The 23,372-nt window shown below is 43.2% G+C and carries 21 protein-coding genes; 10 read left to right on the top strand and 11 right to left on the bottom strand.

Features of this window, described 5'->3' with window-relative positions; all coding sequences use genetic code 11:
• Positions 1 to 32: 32 nt before the first annotated feature.
• Genes VL121_RS20165 through VL121_RS20150 form a run of 4 tightly spaced genes read right to left on the bottom strand, consistent with a single transcriptional unit; the run spans position 33 to position 2,443 of the window.
• A complete protein-coding gene (locus VL121_RS20165) occupies positions 33 to 365 on the bottom strand; it encodes a tRNA-binding protein (RefSeq protein ID WP_325408419.1) in 333 nt (110 codons plus the stop codon).
• A gap of 51 nt (positions 366 to 416) precedes the next feature.
• Positions 417 to 1,112, bottom strand: a complete 696-nt coding sequence (locus VL121_RS20160; protein WP_325408418.1) for a type 1 glutamine amidotransferase — start codon at positions 1,110 to 1,112, stop codon at positions 417 to 419.
• The gene (locus VL121_RS20155) at positions 1,109 to 1,843 is read right to left on the bottom strand and encodes a YggS family pyridoxal phosphate-dependent enzyme (RefSeq protein ID WP_325408417.1); all 735 of its coding nucleotides are present in this window, start codon (positions 1,841 to 1,843) and stop codon (positions 1,109 to 1,111) included. The genes VL121_RS20160 and VL121_RS20155 overlap by 4 nt, the downstream gene beginning before the upstream one ends.
• Before the next feature lie 42 nt (positions 1,844 to 1,885).
• Positions 1,886 to 2,443 (bottom strand): hypothetical protein, encoded by a 558-nt coding sequence (locus VL121_RS20150; protein WP_325408416.1) that lies wholly within the window; start codon positions 2,441 to 2,443, stop codon positions 1,886 to 1,888.
• Positions 2,444 to 2,858: 415 nt separating this feature from the next.
• Here VL121_RS20150 and VL121_RS20145 point away from each other — a divergent pair, with 415 nt between their 5' ends.
• Both VL121_RS20145 and VL121_RS20140 read left to right on the top strand, forming a co-directional pair.
• The gene (locus tag VL121_RS20145; protein WP_325408415.1) at positions 2,859 to 4,301 is read left to right on the top strand and encodes a Gfo/Idh/MocA family protein; all 1,443 of its coding nucleotides are present in this window, start codon (positions 2,859 to 2,861) and stop codon (positions 4,299 to 4,301) included.
• Positions 4,302 to 4,511: 210 nt separating this feature from the next.
• Positions 4,512 to 5,657 (top strand): IscS subfamily cysteine desulfurase, encoded by a 1,146-nt coding sequence (locus VL121_RS20140; protein WP_325408414.1) that lies wholly within the window; start codon positions 4,512 to 4,514, stop codon positions 5,655 to 5,657.
• 33 nt (positions 5,658 to 5,690) lie between these two features.
• Here VL121_RS20140 and VL121_RS20135 read toward each other — a convergent pair whose 3' ends face one another.
• Positions 5,691 to 7,184, bottom strand: coding sequence for a gluconokinase (locus tag VL121_RS20135; RefSeq protein WP_325408413.1), 1,494 nt, complete (start codon positions 7,182 to 7,184; stop codon positions 5,691 to 5,693).
• A gap of 159 nt (positions 7,185 to 7,343) precedes the next feature.
• Between VL121_RS20135 and VL121_RS20130 the strand changes: the two genes are divergently transcribed.
• The 5 genes from VL121_RS20130 (at position 7,344) to VL121_RS20110 (ending at position 12,411) form a co-directional block, all read left to right on the top strand.
• Positions 7,344 to 9,083, top strand: a complete 1,740-nt coding sequence (locus VL121_RS20130) for a GMC family oxidoreductase (protein WP_325408412.1) — start codon at positions 7,344 to 7,346, stop codon at positions 9,081 to 9,083.
• Positions 9,084 to 9,127: 44 nt separating this feature from the next.
• Entirely contained in the window at positions 9,128 to 9,805 is a 678-nt protein-coding gene (locus VL121_RS20125; protein ID WP_325408411.1) for a gluconate 2-dehydrogenase subunit 3 family protein, read from the top strand.
• 44 nt (positions 9,806 to 9,849) lie between these two features.
• Positions 9,850 to 10,383: a hypothetical protein gene (locus VL121_RS20120; protein ID WP_325408410.1), complete on the top strand. Its 534-nt coding sequence runs from the start codon at positions 9,850 to 9,852 to the stop codon at positions 10,381 to 10,383.
• A gap of 45 nt (positions 10,384 to 10,428) precedes the next feature.
• Positions 10,429 to 11,310 carry an alpha/beta hydrolase gene (locus tag VL121_RS20115; protein ID WP_325408409.1) on the top strand — a complete coding sequence of 294 codons (882 nt, stop codon included), beginning with the start codon at positions 10,429 to 10,431 and terminating at the stop codon, positions 11,308 to 11,310.
• An 81-nt stretch (positions 11,311 to 11,391) separates the two neighbouring features.
• Positions 11,392 to 12,411 carry an FAD:protein FMN transferase gene (locus VL121_RS20110; protein WP_325408408.1) on the top strand — a complete coding sequence of 340 codons (1,020 nt, stop codon included), beginning with the start codon at positions 11,392 to 11,394 and terminating at the stop codon, positions 12,409 to 12,411.
• A gap of 129 nt (positions 12,412 to 12,540) precedes the next feature.
• On the opposite strand, the gene VL121_RS20105 is transcribed toward VL121_RS20110, so the two are convergent.
• Positions 12,541 to 13,440, bottom strand: a complete 900-nt coding sequence (locus VL121_RS20105; RefSeq protein WP_325408407.1) for a sugar phosphate isomerase/epimerase family protein — start codon at positions 13,438 to 13,440, stop codon at positions 12,541 to 12,543.
• Positions 13,441 to 13,804: 364 nt separating this feature from the next.
• Here VL121_RS20105 and VL121_RS20100 point away from each other — a divergent pair, with 364 nt between their 5' ends.
• Entirely contained in the window at positions 13,805 to 16,156 is a 2,352-nt protein-coding gene (locus VL121_RS20100; RefSeq protein ID WP_325408406.1) for a TonB-dependent receptor, read from the top strand.
• Between the two features lie 153 nt (positions 16,157 to 16,309).
• On the opposite strand, the gene VL121_RS20095 is transcribed toward VL121_RS20100, so the two are convergent.
• Together VL121_RS20095 and VL121_RS20090 are read right to left on the bottom strand one after the other, a co-directional pair.
• On the bottom strand, positions 16,310 to 16,693 hold the full coding sequence (locus tag VL121_RS20095) for a DUF3037 domain-containing protein (protein WP_325408405.1): 384 nt from the start codon (positions 16,691 to 16,693) through the stop codon (positions 16,310 to 16,312).
• Positions 16,671 to 17,552, bottom strand: coding sequence for a HipA family kinase (locus VL121_RS20090; protein ID WP_325408404.1), 882 nt, complete (start codon positions 17,550 to 17,552; stop codon positions 16,671 to 16,673). Before VL121_RS20090 ends, VL121_RS20095 begins: the two co-directional genes overlap by 23 nt.
• Before the next feature lie 126 nt (positions 17,553 to 17,678).
• On the opposite strand from VL121_RS20090, the gene VL121_RS20085 reads away from it, so the two are divergent.
• Together VL121_RS20085 and VL121_RS20080 are read left to right on the top strand one after the other, a co-directional pair.
• A complete protein-coding gene (locus tag VL121_RS20085; RefSeq protein WP_325408403.1) occupies positions 17,679 to 18,413 on the top strand; it encodes a class I SAM-dependent methyltransferase in 735 nt (244 codons plus the stop codon).
• Between the two features lie 240 nt (positions 18,414 to 18,653).
• Positions 18,654 to 19,292: a hypothetical protein gene (locus VL121_RS20080; protein ID WP_325408402.1), complete on the top strand. Its 639-nt coding sequence runs from the start codon at positions 18,654 to 18,656 to the stop codon at positions 19,290 to 19,292.
• Between the two features lie 100 nt (positions 19,293 to 19,392).
• Here the strand turns inward: VL121_RS20080 and VL121_RS20075 are convergent, their stop codons facing one another.
• From VL121_RS20075 to VL121_RS20065, 3 genes are all read right to left on the bottom strand, one after another.
• A complete protein-coding gene (locus VL121_RS20075; protein WP_325408401.1) occupies positions 19,393 to 20,757 on the bottom strand; it encodes a Gfo/Idh/MocA family protein in 1,365 nt (454 codons plus the stop codon).
• Positions 20,758 to 21,098: 341 nt separating this feature from the next.
• The gene (locus VL121_RS20070; protein ID WP_325408400.1) at positions 21,099 to 22,547 is read right to left on the bottom strand and encodes a DUF2971 domain-containing protein; all 1,449 of its coding nucleotides are present in this window, start codon (positions 22,545 to 22,547) and stop codon (positions 21,099 to 21,101) included.
• Between the two features lie 471 nt (positions 22,548 to 23,018).
• Positions 23,019 to 23,288, bottom strand: a complete 270-nt coding sequence (locus tag VL121_RS20065; RefSeq protein ID WP_325408399.1) for a hypothetical protein — start codon at positions 23,286 to 23,288, stop codon at positions 23,019 to 23,021.
• Between the last annotated feature and the right edge of the window lie 84 nt (positions 23,289 to 23,372).

The following is a 23,372-nucleotide window of genomic DNA, read 5'->3' as shown; positions in this document are numbered from 1 at the left end:
TTCAATACAAGCCGGCAAATTTAAGGCAATTCCTATCCTATCTTACTACCGTTGATAACTTTTTGCTGCGGTTGCAGCAGTACCACGTCATTACTATCTATATATACACCCAGCACCAGGCACTCACTGAAGAAGTTGGCTATTTGCTTAACCGGGAAATTCACCACGGCGATCACCTGTTTGCCAATAACCTCATCTGCAGTATACAGCGTAGTGATTTGCGCAGATGATTTTTTTACACCCAGCTCGCCAAAATCAATAACAAGCTGGTAGGCGGGTTTTTTAGCTTTAGGAAATGGTACCGCTTCTGTGATGGTTCCAACCCGCATATCAATTTTTTCAAAATCGTTCCATGAAATGCTCATAAGAATAAAATAGAATTAGCCTTTTAAGAAGAATGGATATGCAGCGGCAAGCTACAACGCGGCAAATTTATTTAGCAGGAGAAACATGCTTTCATTATTCTCCTTGACGCGTTCAGGATAAGCTAACAGTACTTCCGCCGGTTGAATATGATCTCCCGGAACCAGTTCATGGCTTCCATTGGCTACCATAAGCCGCAAAGCCTTTTCCGTAACTTCAAAATGAAACTGCAGGGCCAGTACTTTATGATGAAACAAAAAACCCTGGTTGGCGCAGGCGGTATTGCTGAATATGTGCATCGCTTTTTCGGGTAGTTCAAAGGTATCTCCATGCCAGTGAAATACAGTTAAATACTCAGGAAAACCCCCGAACAAAAAATTTTCATTATGCAGGTTCCGTATAGAAAACCAGCCAATTTCTCTTACCTTATTGGGATATACTTTTGCGCCGAGCACATGGGCGATTAATTGTGCACCCAAACAAATACCTAAAACTTTTTTGCCTTTGTCAATGGCGTTCCTGATAAACGCTTTTTCCGCTTCTATCCAGGGATACTGCTGCCCGTCATTTACGCCCATCGGACCGCCCATGATAATAAGCCAGTCAAAACTCTCCAACTCAGGTAAATCACCATCCGCATAAAATTTGGTAGAAGTAAGCTGATGTCCGTTGGCTAATATCCATTCTTCTATGCAGCCCAAACCTTCATAGTGAACGTGCTGCAAATAATGTATGCTTAATCTATTCATTGTATGGTTGTCTTTTCATTCCAGTAATAACTGTCGGGGTATATCCTGCTGCCAAAAATGGCGGTTCCCACCCTGATCATGGTTGAACCTTCTTCAATGGCGGTTTCCAGGTCATTGCTCATGCCCATGGAAAGCTGCTGCATTTCAAAGTTTGGTAGTGCCAGTGCTATCAATTCCGTCCGGATATCTTTTAATAATTGAAAACATTTTCGCACTTTTTCTTTTTCTGCGCTGAACAATCCAATCGTCATCAGCCCTTTTACTTTTAGCGTGTCGTAGCGGCATACTTCCTTCGCAAAATTGATCACCGCTTCAGGATTCAAGCCAAATTTACTTTCTTCATAAGAGGTATTCACCTGGAGCATCATATCAATACTCCTGCCCTCCCGCTGTAAGCGCTGGTCGAGTTTCTGAACCAGTTCAATCCGGTCAACCGATTGTATGCAGTTAGCATATTTTATTACTTCTTTTATTTTATTGGTCTGCAAATGACCTATATAATGCGTTTGGTGAGGGATGTCTTTCAGCGCATCAAATTTCTCTTTAAGTTCCTGTACCTTATTTTCGCCAATGATGGTTTCGCCCAGTTGCAGGGCTATTTTTATATTTTCTGCCGAAACCGTTTTGGTTGCTAACAATAAGGACACTTCATGCGGGTTCCGGTTACTATTCCGGCATGCGTTCAGTATTCTTTGATGTACTACGGCTAAGTTTTCCCTGATATGGTTCATGTTTTTTATAGTTGTAATGATAGCCTATCCGTTTTCGCCGTGCTACTGCTTCTTTGATGTATGAAACTGGTCAACATAGGCTGCCAAATCCAACAGGGGAAGCAAATCTTCCAGCGCTTCTTTTGCAAGAGGCATATCGTGAAAGTCGTAACTCCGCACTTTTGTAGCGCAATCGTATTCACCAAGTATATTATCAAGCAAAAGCAGCGCACCATAAGCTATCTGGTTATAGTTTTCTGTGGTTATGCCCTTTGCATATATGATCAGATCGAGCGTATCGCCGTTAATGACGGGAAAGAATTTCATTTGTCCCGGATCTAATTCATGGTTCTGTGCCTTTAGCTTCATTCCCTTTACCTGTTCCGGGTGCATCCTTTGCCGGAAAGCAATAAACTGCCATCCTTTAATTACAGGCGCTTTGGCAATAATATTTTTAACGAGGTTGAATAAATCTTCATTTCCATCGGCAGAAACCGTCATCCGGATAATATCGTTTTGGGGTGGTTCCAGTTCAATGGCGATTCCTTCTTTTCCGCCACGGGCTTCACAAATGGTTAGTCCGAAGAAAATGGATAAAGTAAGTAGGAGCAGTTGCTTCATGGCATAGTGTTTCAATTCCATCATCATCCCGCAGCAAAGTTAGTAAAAAAGCGGCCCTCCTGCTTCAATCAAACAACATGGCATTTATTGTTCAATCCTTTCAGGGTCGTAATACTGCTCTATTCCTGCGGTTATAAACGTTTGGACATGCACCACTGCTTGTCATTCTGACGCAGGAAGAATCTGCATTCACTTCGATCAAAAAAGATGATTTGCCATTTCGTGCGGTATGAGGGAACAACACAGGATGGATAGATACTTCGTGCCTGCTAATGACAATACAAAATCAGTGTCACAATAGATGGAAGAATCTTCCTTTGTATCGAAAAAACTACAAAATCAAAACCATAGCCTAACAAACTACAAATCATAAACTTTCCCTACTTCTTCCTACCTTAACACAAAATTTTAAGGAATGCCTGCTCATAGAAAAAATAATTCGCGCAGAAAATTTATCCGTAACACTGCGCTTGCCGCTTCCGGTTTTTTTATTGTACCGCGTTATGTATTAGGGAAGGGATATACCGCTCCCAGCGATAAGCTCAATATTGCCGGTATAGGCGTAGGCGGAAAAGCGGAGGTGAACCTGCCTTATGCTTTTAACAAAGGGTCGGATAATATTGTTGCGCTCTGCGATGTAGACGACCGCCAGGCAATAAACGGCCGCAAGCGATGGCCCAAAGCGCCCTACTATAAAGATTTCCGGCAAATGCTGGAAAAGGAAAATAAAAATATTGATGCGGTGATCGTTACTACACCCGATCACATGCATTTTGTACAGGCCATGGCCGCCATGCAGTTGGGTAAACACGTGTATTGCGAAAAGCCGCTTACCCACGATATTTATGAAGCCCGTATGCTTACCCGCGCTGCGGCAAAATACAAAGTGGTTACACAAATGGGCAACCAGGGCAGCAGCGGCGATGATACCCGGCTTATTGAAACATGGGTGCAGGATGGTGTTATAGGCGATGTGCATACCGTACACGTATGGACGAACCGTCCTACCTGGCCGCAGGGAATTCCTACACCTAAAGGAAAATTTGACATACCCAAGGAGGTAAACTGGGAGTTATGGCTCGGTACCGCTCCCTACAGGGAGTTCAACCCTACTTACCTGCCTGCGATATGGCGGGGCTGGGTTGATTTTGGAACGGGCTCGCTGGGTGATATGGGCTGTCATTTCATTGATGTACCCTACCGTGCATTGAATCTGGGCTATCCTGTTGCAGTAGAAACCAGTGTGGGGTCTGTATATACCGGGTTTTTCCAGGAAGCTATTTACCCCGACAGTTACCCTCCTTCCGCAAAAACGCATATCCAGTTCCCTGCAAGGGAAAACATGCCGGCGGTTGAAATGGTATGGTACGATGGCGGCATCCGGCCTAAACGGCCTGTTGAATTATTACCCGATGAAGAAATGGGCGAATACGATGGCGGTATTATTTTTGAAGGAACTAAAGGCAAGATCATGGCCGGGCTTTTTGGCCGCAACCCAACGTTGCTGCCTACCCGAAACATGAAGGAAACGGAATTGCCCAAATCGAAATTCAGTTTCGTGGAAGGCAGTACCGAAGGACATCAGCAGCAATGGGTAAAAGCATGCAAACAGGGGTATGGCGCCTATACCAGCTCTTCATTCGATAAATCGGGACCTCTAACGGAAACGGTGCTGATGGGCAACCTGGCCGTGCACAGCTATAATCATTTTGAAACTGATGCCAAAGGCAACCGCAGGTTCAATGGCAGAAAGCAACTGCTCTGGGATGGCGAAAACATGCGCATCACTAATTTTGAACCGGCAAACCAGTTTGTGAGAAGAAAGTACAGGGGAAACTGGAAGCTGGGGGGTGAGTAGTGAATGGTGGAGAAGTGAGTGGTGAGAAGAAAAATGAAAGGTGAGAACTCTCAGCTCATCGTTAGTATACTTTAGCTGACTACTGACTGCTGAGTACTGAGGGCTGACTACTGATTACCCATTTTCAAATTCTCACATTTCCACATTCATCACATTTCCCCCGTTCCCCTTTATTTCAAGTAATTTTGGGCATACTCATTTGGAACGGATATGTTGAAGCTACCCCTATATTTAGATAATAACGCAACTACACCGGTTGATCCGGAAGTGCTGCAAGCTATGCTTCCGTATTTCACGGAACATTTTGGCAATGCCGCCAGCCGCAGCCATAGTTTTGGATGGGTAGCCGAAGAAGCCGTAACCCAGGCCAGGGAACAGGTGGCGCAATTAATACATGCCGATCCTTCTGAAATTGTTTTTACCTCCGGCGCTACCGAAGCCATCAACTTAGCCATGAAAGGCGCATATGAAATGTATTCCACGAAAGGTAATCATATTATAACCTGCACTACCGAACATAAGGCTGTACTGGATACCTGTAAACATTTGGAAAAATCAGGTGCGGAGGTAACTTACCTGCCGGTGAACAGTGACGGAATAATGGATTTGAACTTGTTGGAAACTGCCATTCGGCCGAATACGATCCTCATCAGCATTATGACGGCCAACAATGAAACGGGCGTGTTGCAACCGGTTAAAGCTATTGGCACTATCGCTAAAGCACAGGGTATTATTTTTTTTGCCGATGCCACACAGGCTGCGGGGAAAATACCTGTTGATGTACAGGCGGATAATGTGGATATGCTCTGCCTGTCTGCACATAAAATGTACGGCCCCAAAGGCGCGGGCGCTTTATATGTACGCAGAAAAGATCCGCGGGTAAGGCTGGTAGCGCAGATAGACGGCGGCGGCCATGAAAAAGGTATGCGCAGCGGAACGCTTAATGTGCCGGGCATAGTGGCATTGGGCAAATGCTGTGCAATATGTATGCAGCAAATGAACGAAGAGGTGCATCGCATTGGCGCGCTGAGAGATCAGCTTGAGAAAGGGTTAACACAAATGAAGAACGTTACTATAAATGGCAGCGTTATGCATCGCCTGCCCAATGTAACCAACCTGGCTTTTGCCGGTATACCCGGTAATAAACTGCTCACTGAAATCAATCGTACCATCGCTGTATCCTCCGGCTCCGCCTGCACTTCCGCCAACCCGGAGCCCTCGCATGTTTTAAAAGCAATGCAATTGAACGATGAGCTGGCTAAAAATTCTATCCGTTTCGGGTTGGGAAGATTTACCACCGCAGAGGAAACTGAATATGCTATTGACTTGGTTAAGAAAGTCGCGCAAAACCTGTGAGGCTTGCGGGGCTGCGTACCTGCGCAGCAAGTCTCACAGGTTTTGCAGCTTGGGAAACTCGTTTTTCAGCGCCAGGTACAGGGAGCGGAAAACAGCGAACTGCCGCATATACGTTGTGTGTTTTTCCTTATCGGGGTAAAATGTTTTTCCTTTTTTTAATGAGGATGATAAAGGCTTAAAGTTTTTTGAAGCGCCGGTTGCATACCATCCAAGCATAGCCGCCCCGGTAGCCGATGCATCTGCCTGGTCGTTTACCACCACTTCTTTATTAAAAATATCGGATACCATTTGAATCCAAAACCCGGACTGCACAAATCCGCCACTGGCATATATTGTTTTAACGGGATCGTGATGTTTGGTAAGTTCACGAAAAACATCATATAAAGCATAGTTCACGCCTTCTAATGCAGCGCGTATAAAATGCGGCTGGCGATGCAAATGGTTTATGCCAAAAAAAACGCCCCTTGCAGCCGCATCCCATACAGGCGCCCGTTCTCCCAGCAGGTAAGGTAAAAAAAGCAGTCCGTTTGCCCCGCCATCCACGGTATGGGCCTGTTCTACCAGTAACGTATAAGCGCTTTCTGATGGTAATTTATGATCCATAAAGCTTTCGGCGAACCATTGCAGCACATTTCCCCCGTTGTTTACTGCGCCGCCTTTTATAAAAACATCCTTCAGCAGCGGGTAGCAAAATAATGTGGGTTCCTTATTCAGCGCCGGTGCAGAAACCGTGGTGCGTACTGCGCCGCTGGTGCCGATAGTTAACGCGGCTTCATCCGCATTAAAAACCCCGCTGCCCGTATTGGCCAAACAACCATCGCTGGAACCAATGATAAAAGGAATGTTTTCCATACCGAAATATTTCCTGTACCATCCGGTCAGTTGTGTTTCGGCATGTGTTACAGGTACTATCCGCGAAAGTTGTTCTTCTCGTATACCCGCAGCGTGCAAGGCGGTTTCGCTCCATTGTAAACGGTGTATATCCTGCATACCTGTAGCCCCCGCAATGGAATGATCAACAATGTATTTTCCAAACCATTGAAAGAAAAAATATTCCTTCAATGAAATGAACTTACACGCCTGCTCAAATATGCCGGGTACATTTTCCTTCATCCACATTATTTTGCATAATGGTAATGCGGGATGCAGGGGTACACCGGTTTGCAGGTACAGCTTTTCAGCCATACCATTTTCTTTCAGCCGGTTACACTGGAGCATGCTTCTTGTATCGCCCCATAAAATAGCATGGGTTAGCGGTTTGTTATGATCATCTATAGCTATAATACTATGCATGGCAGCGCTAAAACAAATACCTGCAACGGGCTTGTCATGCAGTTGTGCTATTACTTTTTTCAGCAATCTGTTAACAGATCGTAAAACCAGTTCGGGATCCTGTTCCACTCTTCCGGAGGAGGATTGTATGGTAGTGCAGGAGGATATTTCAGATAGTAATACTTCCTTATCATTTTTAAAAGCAATAACCTTTATATTTGAAGTTCCGATATCTGCACCAATGATAATTGACATATGTACTGAAGTTGGGGTAAAATTAAGTTGCGTGGCCTTTATCTTGCCAAGATACCGGTAATTGTAGTTTACACGAAACAAAAAAAGCGATTTTCATTTTAGATAAAATGTTACATTTAGGATTCACTTTTAAAGAACTTTTTTAATTCAGATTATTGTATGGGAGATTTTCAGATTAAGACCAACCCCAAAAATTATGATGTGGTTATTGTAGGTTCCGGTGCGGGTGGAGGTATGGCCGCTTATATGCTGGCTAATGCAGGCGTTAAAGTTTGCCTGCTGGAGGCCGGCGCTTTATTCGATCCTAAGAAAAATGTTACCCAGTTTAAATGGCCCTACGAATCGCCGCGCCGTGGTTCCAGCACAAAATACCGTCCGTTCGGTGATTTTGATGCCTGCTATGGCGGATGGGAAATTGACGGAGAGCCTTATACCAAAGCATCCGGAACGGAATGGGACTGGTTCAGGGCGCGCATGATGGGCGGACGAACCAATCACTGGGGGCGAATATCGCTGCGTTTTGGTCCTAAAGATTTTAAAAGAAGAAGTATTGACGGATTGGGAGAAGATTGGCCTATAGGCTATGAAGATATTAAGCCTTTTTACGACAGGGTAGACAAGTTAATTGGTGTATTTGGTACCAATGAGGGACTGGAGAATGATCCTGACGGATTTTTCCTGCCTCCTCCCAAGCCACGGCTGCATGAGCTTTTTATAAAAAATGCCGCTGTAGGTTCAGGTGTGCCGGTAATACCCGGAAGGCTTTCCATGCTTACTAAAACCGTTAATAACGAACGGGGCGTATGCGTATTTTGCGGACAGTGTGGAAGATCGTGCCAGTTTTATGCCGACTTTTCTTCAGGCTCCGTACTGGTGAACCCCGCGCTGGCCACAGGAAATGTAGATGTAATTGCCAATGCTATGGTGAGGGAAGTGATTACCAATGACCAGGGGTTAGCCACCGGCATATCTTATGTAAATAAAGAGGATATGAACGAATACCAGGTAAAGGGCAAAGTAGTGATACTGGCTGCCAGTGCCTGCGAAACATCACGGCTGATGCTCAATTCCAAATCAGCCCGTCATCCTAACGGATTAGCCAACTCCAGCGATGTGGTGGGCAGGTACCTGCACGACTCTACCGGTGCGGCTTTGGGAGGGTATCTTCCCAAACTATTTGGCAGAAAGCGGTACAACGAAGATGGCGTAGGCGGTATGCATGTGTATTCGCCCTGGTGGGGAGATAATAAAAAATTAGATTTCCCGCGTGGTTATCATATTGAATACTGGGGCGGTATGGGTATGCCTTCCTATGGTTTTGGATTTGGTATTGAAAGTCAGAACGGCGCATATGAAGTGAACGGAAAGAAAAAAGAGGCCGGCGGCTACGGCGCTTCTTTAAAAGAAGATCAGCGGTTTTTTTATGGCGCCGGCGTAGGTATGGCGGGCCGGGGAGAAGCGGTTGCAAGGCGCGATAACTATTGTGAAATAGATCCTACGGTAGTAGATAAATACGGTATTCCTGTATTGCGGTTCAATGTAAAATGGAGTGATTATGAAGTGAAGCAGGCTAAGCACATGAAGGAAACCTTTAAGGAGATCATGCATAATATGGGCGCTGTAATTACCTGGGGGGGAAATGACGGCCCGGAAAATAAATACGGACTCGAATCGCCCGGCAAGATCATTCATGAGGGTGGTACGGCAAGAATGGGAAGTGATCCTAAAACTTCGGCGCTCAATCAATGGAACCAGGCGCACGATTGTAAAAACCTGTTTGTTGTTGATGGCGCGGCCTTCACATCGCAGGCTGATAAAAACATCACATGGACCATCCTTGCATTATCTATGCGTGCCTCCGAGTATATCATTGATGAATTAAAGAAGCAGAACCTCTGATTTTCGTAAACATTTAAAACTATTATTCGAAAAATATTTCAGCTATGGACAGAAGAAAGTCATTAAAAATAATTGGGTTAGGTTCCCTGTCTTCCGCCGTTTTATTCGATGCCTGCAAATTACCCGACAAAAAAAAGGCGGATGCTGCTGCAACTTTAGCAGGTTCAGGTAATACGCCCGCCGCGGGTCCCGACAGGCAGCCGGAAGAAATAGCGCATTATAATAAGGTAGTGTCTGCTAAATTTTTCACCGAACATGAAATGGCAACCATTGCTATACTGTCGGATATCATTATTCCGAAAGATGATGTAAGTGGCAGTGCCACCGATGCGGGTGTTCCCGACTTTATAGAATTTATTGTAAAAGATATGCCCGGTTACCAGGTGCCTATGCGCGGCGGTTTACGCTGGATAGACAGGCAATGCTACCAGCGTTTCGGGAAAAATTTTAAGGATAGCGACCAGGCGCAGCGTATACAGGTGGTGGATGATATTGCCTGGCCTAAAAAAGCAAAACCGGAAATGTCGCAGGGTGTTTCCTTTTTTACACTGATGCGCAATCTTACCTGCACTGGTTTTTATACATCTAAAATTGGCATTGAAGATATCGGGTATAAAGGTAACCAGCCCAACCAATGGAATGGCGTGCCCGATGATGTATTGAAGCAATACGGACTGGCTTATACCGAAAAAGAGTTGAAGGAGTGCATAAGTTTCAGTTAATTTGCATTCATCAAAAGTCTTTCCTTATGAATAAACACTTACTTGTGGCGTGCATTACGTGCGGGATATTAATAACGGGATGCAGTAAACGATATAACCCTGCCAGCACACCTTTTGCCATCTACCATCCCATCTCAGAAGAAAGCGTTCGAAAACTGCAGAAGGGGGTAACCACGCCGGGTGAAACAATGAGGCTTTTTGGCGAACCCACTAAAAAAAATATCAGCGACAGGGGTGAACGGTATGTATACGGCTACCTGGGTGATACCTTAACCGTAACTTTCGACAGCAGCCAAACGGTAGGCAGTTTTTTATACCGCCCGGCAACATTTGAGCCTGTTGAAGGCAATACTGACTATAACAATAAAAAGATCAATACCGGTAAATTAAAGAAGATACAGGTATATAATACCACGCGTTACGATCTGGAACGCTGGTTCAGAAAACCCAGTAAAAAAGAACGGAACAGCGACAGGTTTCGGTATACGTTTATCCGTAAAAACGGCACCCTGGTAGTTTATACGCTGGCTAATTATGAAGAAAGGGTACTGAACTATACGTTTACACCGGCGCAATAAGAATTATTTCAAACATCAAATTTTAAATTTGAAATGTAAACCAATATGAAGCCCTATCTTTTACTCTTTCTTTTGCTGTGCGCAGCACCTGTATTATATTCCCAGCAAACCGGAAAAGTAATAGAAGATGCTTCGGTTTCCAGTACGGTTTTGGCCAGGAACGTTAGCTATACGGTATACCTGCCTGCCGATTATGAGCATTCGCAAAGAACTTACCCTGTGGTATACCTGCTGCACGGGTATACCGATGACAATACCGGCTGGCTGCAGTTTGGCGAAATAAACCGTTATGCAGATAAGGCCATTGCGGAAGGAACAATACCACCTATGATCATTATTATGCCCGATGCGGATTCGAGCTGGTATATTAACGCGTATGATGGTAAGGAGAAGTATGAAGATTTTTTTATCCGGGAATTTATTCCCGCCATTGAAAAAACGTACCGCATAAAATCGCAGAAGAAATACCGCGCTGTAGCAGGGCTTTCCATGGGCGGCTACGGATCGCTGATGTATGCCTTAAAGTACCCCCAGTATTTTGTGGCTGCCGCCCCTTTAAGCGCCGCAGTTTTCAGCGATGACGAAATGATCAACATGCCTGATGCGCAATGGGACCGTACATTTGGGCAATTGTATGGGCGTGGGTTGAAAGGCAAGGCAAGATTAAGTAAGGCATGGTATGATAATTCGGCGCTATCCATTATTGAAAAAAAATCGGGAGCGGAGCTCAATAAGGTACGTTACTGGATAGATTGCGGCGATGACGACTTTTTAGCCAAAGGAAATTCTTTGTTGCATATAGCCCTGCGCTCCAAACTGGTAGCGCATGAGTACCGCGTACGTGATGGCGCGCATAGCTGGACCTACTGGCGCACCGGTATTACCGATGCACTGGCTTTCATAGGTGACAGCTTCCGGCAGAAATAATAAGTTTTTTTCTGCACCATTTGTTTTGGTTCCTGTTATAAATTAACGATTCCCGAACATTGTATGCGCTATATTTGAAGCATGACCTGGTATGTATCACCACTGGTTTTTCTCTTTCTTGTTTTCCGTTCATATAACGGCAGCCATGATTTCCTGAAAATACAAATGAACGGTATGGCCCAGGGTACCACCTGGCACATTACTTATTATGCAAAGGACAGCATGGTAAGGAAAGCGCAGGTAGACAGTATCTTAAACCGCATAGACAGTTCACTTTCCATATATAAACCCTTTTCGCTGATCAGCAGGTTTAACGCGTCAAAAAAAGGAATTGTTATTGACGATCATTTTGCCGCAGTTGCAGCTAAATCCATAGAAGCCTGGCAACAGTCGGACGGACTGTTCGACATTACCGTACAACCATTGGTGCAGGCCTGGGGTTTTAGTGCCAAACCTGTAAAAAAATATCCCGACTCCGCTAAGGTCCGTACATTACTTCGAAGTATTGGAACGGATAAAATAAAATTAGAAGGCAACCGGCTCATCAAAACAAAACCCTGCATTACTATTGATGTGGACGGCATAGCACAGGGTTACAGCGTAGATGTTGTTGCGGATTTTTTGGAGCAACATCATATTACTGATTATATAGTGGAAATAGGCGGTGAGATCAGAATTAAAGGCAGGAAGAAACCGGGTAACGAAAAAATGAAAATAGGCATTGAAGCCCCGGGCGATTATGGATTTGATGCTCCTGTTATACAGAAGATTATTGCTATTGATGAAGGCGCGGTTACTACTTCAGGCAACTACCGAAAATTTCATGAAAGCAATGGAGAAAAATTCAGTCATACCATAGATACCCGCACAGGTTACCCCACAAAGAACAACCTGGTTAGTGTTACTGTTTTTGCTAAAGATGCGATTACCGCGGATGCCTATGATAATGTATTGATGACAATGGGACTGGAAAAAGCATTAATCTTTACGGAAAAAAGGGAAGATATTGCCGCATATTTTATTTACAAAACGCCCAGCGGAACGATCGCCGATACCGCCAGCAGCCGGTTTTACGGGCTTTTTGTGAGGGGAGAGAAGTGAGAGATGGGAAGTGAAAGAAAGCATTATCAGCTCATCGTTAGTATACTTTAGCTAACTGCTGATTCCCCAATAAAAAATCCGGCAGGTCTTTATTCCCACCGGATCATTGTATCCTGCGTTAAGTGTTACTTATTTCAGCTTAGCCACTTCTTCATCGAAATATTTTTTGGTAAAAATCACATCGGGCAGGTTGTGATACCAGTTGGATTCGTGTTCAATGGAAAAAACTCCGCTGAAGTTTTGCCTTTTGAACTCTTTAAACACAGCCGGAAAATCTATTACACCTTTACTTACCACGGTGTCGGCTGCCTTGGTGTCATCAAACTTTACAATATCTTTTAAATGTGCGCCAATAAGATGCCCGTCTAATTTTTTCAGGCACTCAACCGGGTCTAATCCGCTGCGTGCCCAATGACCAATGTCGGCGCAGGCGCCAATGTTGCTATGCCCCTGTATAGCGGCAAGTACAGAATCGGGCGACCAGTAACCGCTTGGCTTGGGATGATCGTGTATAGCCACTTTTATGCCGTATGCACCAGCCAGGCTGTCAACCGCATCCCATTGATCTTTCTTTGGCTCTGCGGTAATATAGCTTAAGCCAAATTCCTTTGCCAGGTCAAAAGCTTTGATCCATCCCGCTTTATCGTCAGGGGAAATTACGCCCATAGCTGCAATGCTGATGCCTTTCGATTGCAGCAGCGCTTTAAGTTTGGCACGGGTATCGGCCGACATTTCAGGTCCGAAATTACCTTTCATATCCCCGCCTAAAGGTTGTCCGAAAAAAGCTTCAATGTTTTTAATACCTGCACTGTCAACCTTGTTTAAGGCATCTGTAAGAGAAAACATTCTGAACGTCCACATTTGTACGCCCAGTTTAAAGCCGTCTACGCTGCCGGTATTGACGCTATCAGCATTTGCTGTTGCTGTGGTGGCGGTAGTGTCAGCATTACTTGTATTACTGCTGTTATTACACGATGTAACAGCAAACATGCACAACAGGGATAGAAAAAAGCTGTTGATCAGTTTCATTTGTACATTTTAAAGAAGTGAATAAAAAAATAATTGGAATATTTACTGGTTCCAACAGATTACAGTTTGTTATACAAACAGGTAATCCTGCGAACGGAGCGGTAAATTACAAATTTGTTTAAGAATAGCCATAATTGAAATGAATACTTTTCATTTCGTCAAACCGTAGCAAACAGCCGGAAAGCAAAAATATACGGTTTATCGGCCAAATATGCAGTTCGTAGAATAAGGAGATAGAAATATCACTCACTCTTATAATTTCGCTGCCCAAACATGAAGCAGGTAGTTTTATCTATAGGTTAACGGATCTGCCTTATGGTAAAATGGGTTGATGCAGTATTATATAAATGATAATAAAGTGTTCATGAAAAAATCAGTTTTATCGCTTTTTTCTTTTTTCCTGTCCTTTACATTGTGTGCTCAAACACAGGTTGTAACCGGCGAAGTGCATGATGAGGCTTCCGGCCTGCCATTGGAAGGTGCAACAATTATTATTGGAAATATAGAACCCCGGCGCGGAACAGAAGCAGATCATAACGGGAAATTCCGGTTTGATCGTGTACCGCTGGGCAGACATACGATCGCCGTATCAAAATTGGGATATGAGGAACGTATCATTGCGGATATTGTAGTAACAGCCGGCAAGGCGGTATTCCTGAATATTGTACTTACCGAAGCTATCCGGCAATTAACGGAAATTGTAATTGACGGAGCGCAGGATGCAAAGGCAAAAAACAAAATGGCATTGGTAAGCGGCCGGTCTTTTAACATGGAAGATACCCGGAAATTTGCGGGTGCATTAGGCGATCCGTCCAGGATGGCAGCCAATTTTGCCGGGGTAATATCCGGTAACGATTCAAGGAACGATATTGTGATCCGCGGCAACAGTCCAACGGGGATGCTTTGGCAACTGGAAGGACTCAATATTCCCAATCCCAATCATTTTGGAACTTTTTATACTACCGGCGGGCCCATAAGTATGCTCAACAGTAATAATATTGCCCGGTCCGATTTCTTTACCGGCGCTTTTCCCGCACAATATGGCAACGCATTGTCGGGCGTGTTCGACATCAACCTGCGCAGCGGTAACACCGAAAAAAATGAATTTGTGGCGCAGGTGGGCTTTAATGGCTTTGAACTGGGGGCGGAAGGGCCGGTAAGCAAAAAAAACCAGGCATCTTACTTGGTAAACTACCGCTATTCTACCCTGGGTGTATTTAAAGCGCTGGGAATTGATTTCGGAACCGGTTCCGCTGTTCCGCTTTACCAGGATATTAATTATAAAATAAGCTCCCGTGCAGGTAAAAATGGAAAGATCAGTGTATTTGGAATAATGGGCGGCAGTGATGTAAATTTTCTTGGTCACGAAGTAGATACCACCAGGCAGGATATTTACGGCGATATTTACCGGAATTCGTACAACAGGTTCCTCACCACGGTTACCGGCATTCATTACACCTTCCAGGCAAGTTCAAAAACAACCCTCAAATTTATAGCGGGCTACAGCAGCACTGCTGAAAAATACAGCCTCGACTCCATCAGCTATATAGATAGTTCGGTACATCCATCCGTTGATGCGCGGTTCCGTACAGGCAAGTTTTCTTTTGCTGCTAATGGTATTCATAAAATCAATGCCAGGCATAGTGTACAGGCAGGTATGTCGTACGATCATACGAACTTTTCAATGATGAATAAAGAAATGCATCCCGGTGAGCCGGATATAATGTATGTAAGCAATGACGGAAGCCTGGGACTGGCACAGGCTTACCTGCAGTGGCGCGGCAGGTTTGGCAACCGCTTTACCCTTACCGGCGGATTACATGCCCAATACCTGGCTATCAATGATAATATGGCATCGGGTTCCCGGGCAGGACTGCAATACGCCATCAGCCCCGGTCATGTGCTGGGCGCTGGATATGGCCGCCATTACCAGGCACAGCATATGTATGTATATTATCTTCAAACACCTGTTAATAACGGTGTGCAGTACACGAATAAGAGCCTGAAGTTTACCCGTAGTGACCATTATATACTTACATACGGCTGGAATATCAGCCCTACTACCCGGTTCAGGGCGGAAGGGTATTATCAAAGGCTGGGTAAAGTGCCGGTTGAACAAACTCTGTCTTCCTATTCGTCTCTTAACATGGGCGCTGGTTTTGAGCTGGCCAATAATGACAGCCTGGTTAATAAAGGCAGCGGGTATAATTATGGACTGGATATTACCCTTGAACAATCTTTCCACAAAGGATTTTATTTCATGGTTACCGCTTCCGCATTAAATTCAAAATACAGGGGCAGCGATGGTATAAAAAGAAACACCGCGTTTAATACCGGGCATGTGGTAAATGTACTGGGCGGCAAAGAGTGGAAGGTGCGTGGTAATGATATTATTTCGGTGAATATAAGAGTAAGCACAGTGGGTGGAAAATATATGACGCCTATTGATGTGGAATGGTCCGACAGGAGCGGCAGGCTTAAGTTCAGGGAAGAAGAGGCGTTCAGTGAAAAGGGCCCTTCGTATTTCAGAGCAGATCTGAAATTTGGATTCCGCCGGGAGCTAAAGCGCAGCACTTTTGAGTTTTCAATGGACTTTCAAAATATAACCAATCATAAAAACGTATTTGCACGCGATTACAATATCAGGCAACGTAAATTATATTACCTGTACCAGCAGGGATTTTTTCCTGTGCCAACGGCAAGGTTTACGTTCTGATTTTTTATAGCTTTTTTCAGGGATCAGGATTCAAGGGGCAATTCAAACCAGGCGTTCAATACACGCTTTTCCGAAGCTGTTGTATGGACTCCTTTTTGTTTCGCATAGGGAGCTCACACTCCACAAGGTAAGTGGTAAGTGATAAGAGGTAAGTTACAATACCAGTTGGTTAAATAGTTTTTCCAGAGTTTCTTGGGGATTTATGCAAAACCCCGGGTGTACTTTGGAGGTTTGCACAATCGTGCTTCTTGTTGCCGTAAGCCAGCGAAAGCGGGAAGCCATGTCTAATTGAGCAATGGGGCCGCCGTTGGCTGCACCCATACAAATTCTTTCAAAAGAACGAAGATGCGCTTCCAGCTCTTCCATATCTGTTTTGCATGAAAATGCACGCAGCCGTTCCTCGTTTAATTCAAACATGACTTGTAAAAACTTTTGTTTGGAAGCATACATAATGACTCCAACATTCAGAAATTCTTCACGTTCAACCCTGGGCACGATGCGAATAACCGCGTATTCAAATAAATGCTTCTCTTGCATGCTGTGCTTCTTTTACAAAAATTGCTGAATGGGCAACGCGAGTTGTTAAAAATTGAATGTATACCTCCCTTTTTTCGCCGGCAGATCCGGGTGAAGTCCCGGTAGTGAGCCAATCATCCGGTATCATTGAAACAATAGCACGGATACGCTCAGGGGTAAGCATGGAGCGGAAAGTTTCATTTACAGATTCCAGTTCGCTTGCCCATGGCAGTAATACATGATCTTTAACCTGTGTAAATGGCCGAATGGCCTGCTCTTCCCAATTATCCCATGAATGATGGAAATAAAGTGAAGCGCCGTGGTCAATAAGCCATAATGCTTTATGCCACATCAGCATATTGGTATTGCGGGAAGTGCGGTCTACATTGGTGATCAGGCTATCTAACCAAACAATTTGCGAAGCCAGCTTTGCGTCAATTATGGTAACGGCCGGATCAAAAGCAATTGCTCCTGAAAGGTAATGAAGCGCAAGATTAAGTCCTTCGCTGAATTTCAGCAGATCCTGTATTTCTTCATCGGGCTCTGTCCGGCCAAAAGCTTCATCTACATAGGCAAAAACAATTTCCGGCACTTTTAATCCCAGTACGCGGGCAATTTCGCCGCCAAGCAGTTCTGCTATAAGCGCTTTAATACCCTGACCCGCCCCGCGAAATTTCAGTACATATAAAAATCCGTCATCCGCTTCGGCAATAGCAGGCAGTGACCCGCCTTCCCGTAGAGGGGTAACATAACGGGTAACGTTAACCGTTCTTAATAGTGCTGTGGTATGGCTCATCTGCAAAATTCTCCATTTATAGCTTATCTTCTCACCAGCATCACTTTTACCGGTGAAAAGAAGACCGGCCTGAAAATTAGCCATTTTTTACCTTTTCAGGTCAGCTATATATTGCCGTAAAGCATTTTTAATGTTTTGTGAATACCATTACATTTGAAAAATGATCCTGCCTGTACATTTTCAAGAACTTTATCCTTCAATTGCTGTTGTATGAAATTAATATGGCTACTATTACCCGTTTTCAGTTTGTTTGGTGTAACGGGCTGTCGTGCACAGCAAAAAAGGGCAGAGGCAAAACCGGTAAATGATGCGATATATACTTATGGTGATACCTCAGCAGACGGTATAGGAAAGTATTACTTAGGCAGGGAAATAGCCCATGTGATGGGTGCTGCAGGTTCGGCATGGCTGGAAAGAGCAGACCGCCAGCAGGAAGAAAATACAGCGCTGGCTATTGCAAAAATGGATGTATCTCCTTCGGCTATAGTTGCAGACATAGGCGCCGGTACGGGGTATTACAGTTTTAAGCTAAGTGAAAAGCTGCCAAAGGGTAAAGTATATGCGGTAGAGATACAGGATGAAATGATTGCCGCGCTTGAAAAGCGAAAAGCGGCCTCGCGTAACCGTAATGTTACCATCATAAAAGGTAGCGCCGTATCGCCGAACCTGCCTGCTCATTCCGTTGACCTGGCTATTATGGTGGATGTATACCATGAACTGGAGTACCCCTATGAAATGCTTCAATCCATAAAGAGCGCATTAAAAAAAGACGGGAAGATTTTACTGATAGAATATCGTGGTGAAGACCCTGCGGTACACATTAAGGCGCTGCATAAAACCACTGTTGCGCAACTCAATAAAGAATTGTCGGCCAATGGTTTCACTTTATATTATAAGGGCAACTTTCTGCCCATGCAGCATTTCCTGCTGTATGAAAAAAAATGAAAGAGCGTTGTTTTATGCAGGGAGGTTTTAATCGTTTGACCAAACCATTCCCTGAAAAGATTCGTATACTAACAGTGGAAGAATGAAGCGGCAGAGCAGATTTTTGCATAGCGGCATAAGTATTTACTCTTACTGTATAAAACCAATTTAGCTTAGTTTTTGAACAGGCTGGAACGATTCAATACGCAAACAGGAACCAACCTCTATAGTGCTTTATCTTTAACTACAAACTGCGTTAATATGCGATTTGGTTTACGTTACATTTTAAAAAGTCATGCCTTCCTGTTTATACTTTTCTCTTTTTCCTGTAATAAAGAAATAGAAGAAGATGCAGCTCCTCCTTTTACTATCACGGGCGAATGGATATTTATGTCCAATACGGTTTCAACGGAAGCCATTACTACCTATACTGTTGATAATATAGTGTACAGAAATAAAATTACTGCAAATTATATTACCTATAACAATGAGGGTACTGTTACCATAGCAGGCAACAATATGAAGGGCAGCGGTGTGCGCTTTGATGTAATAACAAAGGCGTATTTTTCATTTTATATTGGCGATGATACTGACGAGGATAGTGTAGAAACTCCGTTTACAAGCTATATGGATTCAGCTTATGGCACTCAGCAGCCCTTTCAGCTTATAGGAAAGGATTCTATTTATTTTCCGGCAGGAACGCTTATGGCAATACCCGATATTAACGGGGAAGAAAGAACATCCATGACTTTGCCCCAGGGCGGTACGGTAAGAGGCTTCGATCATTCGATGAAGATCATTACCCATTCAGTAGATGAATATAGTTATACGGAAGACGGAACGACCTATCATGTGGTTAAAAAGGAAAGCGTGGAAACAGACCTGGCGAAGCCATTTTAATTTTCACTATGCTAACGTATTAAGGTATTGAAAATCACGTATGCGTTACCGCTACTTTCTTTTAAAACTGTACAAGCAACTATAACATCTGTAGCGGCAATTATATTGCAGGGTGTGCCCAGGGTTGCCGGTAAGGCCGTTGCAACAGTTGGGTAGCTTCCGCGTCACCTACGATCAGCTTTTTTACAGGATCATAAACTAATGGCCGCCCCAGCTTCATGGAAAGGTTGGCGATAATGCAACTTGCTGTAGAAATATGCCCTTCTTCAATATCGGCTACGGGCCTGGTTTTGTTGTCAATGGCTTTCAGAAAATCCAGCATGTGCAATCGCGTGGCCGGAGCTGCATTCAGTTCAATATCGGGTTCTGTAAGATCTTCGGGGTATTTTTCCTTTTCATATACCACATCCTTATGCATTTTTTCGCCCCTGCCCTGTGGTATAAAATCATATTGCATGGTGCTGGCACACAAAGTGCCTTTTTCGCCGTACAGCTTAAACGACCAGGGGTATTCCGGGTCGGCAGGTGTGCCCCAGCTCCGGTGTTGCCATACACAATTAAGCTCATTGTATGCAAAAATAGCGGACTGCGTATCGGCTATATTGCTTTTGCCGGTTTTGTCAACGTAAATACCGCCTGTAGAACTGATACTGTTGGGCCAGCCTAATTGCAGCATCCATCTAACGGTGTCGAACATATGAATACACATATCGCCCATAATGCCGTTACCATATTCCATAAACGTGCGCCACCAGCGTACATGTGGCAGTCCGTCATAAGGGCGCATGGGGGCGGGGCCTGTCCACATTTCGTAATCAAAGAAGTCAGGTACCGATTGCACAGGCGGGTTACCATTATTGCGCATATGGTAATAGCAGCACATTTCTACATGCGATATTTTCCCCAGCAGGCCGGTGTCTACTATATTTTTCTTTGCGTCAATCAAATGCGGTGTGCTTTTGCGCTGTGTGCCCACCTGTACCACGCGGTTGTATTTTCGTGCCGCGGCTACCATGGCTTCACCTTCCATTACATCAACGCTAATGGGTTTTTGCACATACACATGCGCACCTGCTTTTATAGCGTCTATGGCCTGCAGGGCGTGCCAGTGGTCGGGTGAGCCAATCAGCACGATCTCTGGTTTCTGTTCTGCCAGCAGCTTACGGTAATCGCCATATGTAGCCGGCCTTTTATGATTGGATTGCCGCTGGCTTACCATTTCCGCGGCTTTCTCCAACTGGTGCTTATCCGGGTCGCACAATCCTACTACTTCAACGGGCGCAACCTGTATCAGCCGGAACAGATCGCTCTTGCCATACCACCCGGTACCAATCAGGGCTACACGCCGCGGTTTTGCTGAAGGGGACGCTAAAAAATCCATGCCATTGGCCTGAAGAGAAGCGAGTGCAAGGGCTGCGGATGCGCCGCGAATAAACTGGCGGCGGTTAAAATTGTGCTGGCTCATATAAAAAAGTATTAGGAGTAATAATGCAATAGCTTAAAGATAGCAAGCTTTAGGGTTTTTATTCGCTTGACGTATTTGTTATTTATTTTTTTCCAGGGGTTTTTGGGTTGGGAGGAATTTGAAGGAAGTAAAAATCTATAGAAGCAATACTTCACTTTCTCCTGTCATTTTGAACAGGTCGCCCGGTTAAGGGGTTGAGTATAATTTTACACGCGTGAAAAATCTGTAGGGGCGGTACTGCTCAGAGAAAGAAAATGTAGTAAACTATACACCAGTCTGGTTAAGCTGTATTGCACAAATAAAGGACCTGCGCCAGGAGATATTTGAATTGGGTAGATATTTTATCTAAAGAGACAACGTGAGTAGAAAATTTTAAATTTTCTATTTCCAGAATTATTAACAAAAACTTCCAAGAATTTATACTTTTCAGGATCCTTCACTTTGGGCCCAAGATTCATTCGGACAATATAGTCTCTTGCGACTTTATCTGATTCAACATACGTTCTTTTGTCCTTCATTATTATTCTATCACTGCTTGGCTCCTCGAAATGAATTACCCTGATTTCATTTTCATAAGCATAGTCAGCAGATTTCATAAAGTATCTGATACATGAAATGAAAGTAAAAACTAAATCATTAACATACTTATTTTTAACAGTTGTTAGCTCATTCTCGAATAACTTAACTAACATAGAAATTTTATCTTTAAATTCAGTCATGATATTATTAAGAGGTTCATTTTTTTCCTGGTTGATAATGAAATGTTTTTTTCTTTTATTATAGTAGATTACATTAAAAAGGCTATCACACCTTTTAAAAGGATAATCGGATACATTGTTAATGGGAAACCGAGTTCCTTCGTATTCATCAAAGAAAGATTTATCAAGAATAATACTACAGCCTTTGGCTTCGCTTCCCAATTCATCTTTTCCATAGGTACGCCACATTACTAAATCATCCTCGTGAGAAGTTATGCCGGGATTATTATCAGCACTATTATTTGCCGGCATAAATGAACCAATAAATGGCAATAGATTGTCTTTTTGTATGTTGTTAGAGAAAACATTGTCCACGAAAGGATTGTCAATAAATTGAATAAGTATATCGCCTTCTTCCGGGTCATTCATTAGCGGTGCATAGCAAAATTGAAATTTGCCAGTGTGTTCACCTTTATTTTCTTTACTATCATATTGTAAGATGAATTGTGCTACGGATAGATTTGTATAGTGTGCTGCAGATACATCCTCTGACTTATACTTTATGATGTTATGAATTTTGATAACTAAATAAAGTAAGCACATTACTAAGATAATTTCACTCTTTTCTTTAATTTTCATTTGATCGATACTGGTAACTGTATATTTTATAATTGGGTAGTGAAGTGGAACTACCTCTAAGTCGTTTTTGCTCAAGTCAAAATATAAACTGAAATTTTCGTACGCTTTAGTATATTCTTTAGTCTCTAAATAGCCATATGCTTGGTTGTAATAGTTATCAATTTCCCACTTTCGGAAATCACTAATATTTTCTTTCCATTTGTCTATAATGCTTCTTTTTTCAAGGTCACTGGTTGTATTTCGTTCCAGTAAGTTAATTGCTTGCTCAGCTAAATTAATTGCCTCTTTCAAGTTGTTTAGCTTGTAATAATTAATGGCCTTTACTAAATAAACTCTATAATCATTTAAGTTATGCTGCATAGTTCGATCATCAAGTAATTCAACTATTTTATCATATTCCTTGTTCTTATCGTATTTTTCGATTGTTTTTTTTAATTCTTCAAATGACTTCATAGTTATTGGTGATGTTTTTTAGTATTGTGCGCCTAAATATTTATCCGCTATACGCTATACGTTACGTCCCCCGCTGCACGATGTCTCCGACTTTGTGCAGCAGTATTGTTCCGGGACTGTGTTCAGATAATACAATTTAATCTAATCTCTGCAGGCTGTAACAAATTTTTATTCCCGGAGTTCACAGCCTTCTTGTTCGGTTCAGGAGATACCAGATGATTTTTACTCCTGCTTAGAAATAAGAGTGTGATAGTAATAATCAAAGGTTGCTTTTGCGACCGTAATTGAAAATGCAAAAGTTATGATATTGTATATTATTCTTAGCCAATATGGGATGTTGAATCGGGATATAAAAATATCTGCTCCACTTAATGTAAACCATAGAGCAACAATGGCTGCAAGCAAGATAAAAATAATTTTAATAGATTTCATTTATGTAAAACTAATAAAATGCGATAAGGTGTTATATTCTTAATGGACTTTTTGTTGTGGTGTAAGACCATATTTTGTTGGATCAAATTCATGGATTAAATCATTCTCCGTTAAGTAGAAAAAGAAGTTGGTCATCATTGAACTATGCCCTGCAGTTTGCCAAAAACCTTCTTTATCACCCAAATATGTTTTTAAATATACTTGCCATGTGCCATCTTGCATTATTTGTTCTTCCATTTCCTCTATAAGTAAGTCTAATTTCTTATGCAAACGTTTGCCTATTAAATGTTGAAAGTCGAATACAATCATTCTCGACTGAGTTTCGGTCAAAGTATAATACATTTTAATTTAATTAAAGGAATAGACACTTATTTCATTTCGTTCCACCTTGGC

Origin of the sequence: Agriterribacter sp. (assembly GCF_035497235.1) — a bacterium.
Taxonomy (GTDB): Bacteria; Bacteroidota; Bacteroidia; order Chitinophagales; family Chitinophagaceae; genus Agriterribacter.
This window is presented reverse-complemented; position numbering and strand designations above follow the sequence as displayed.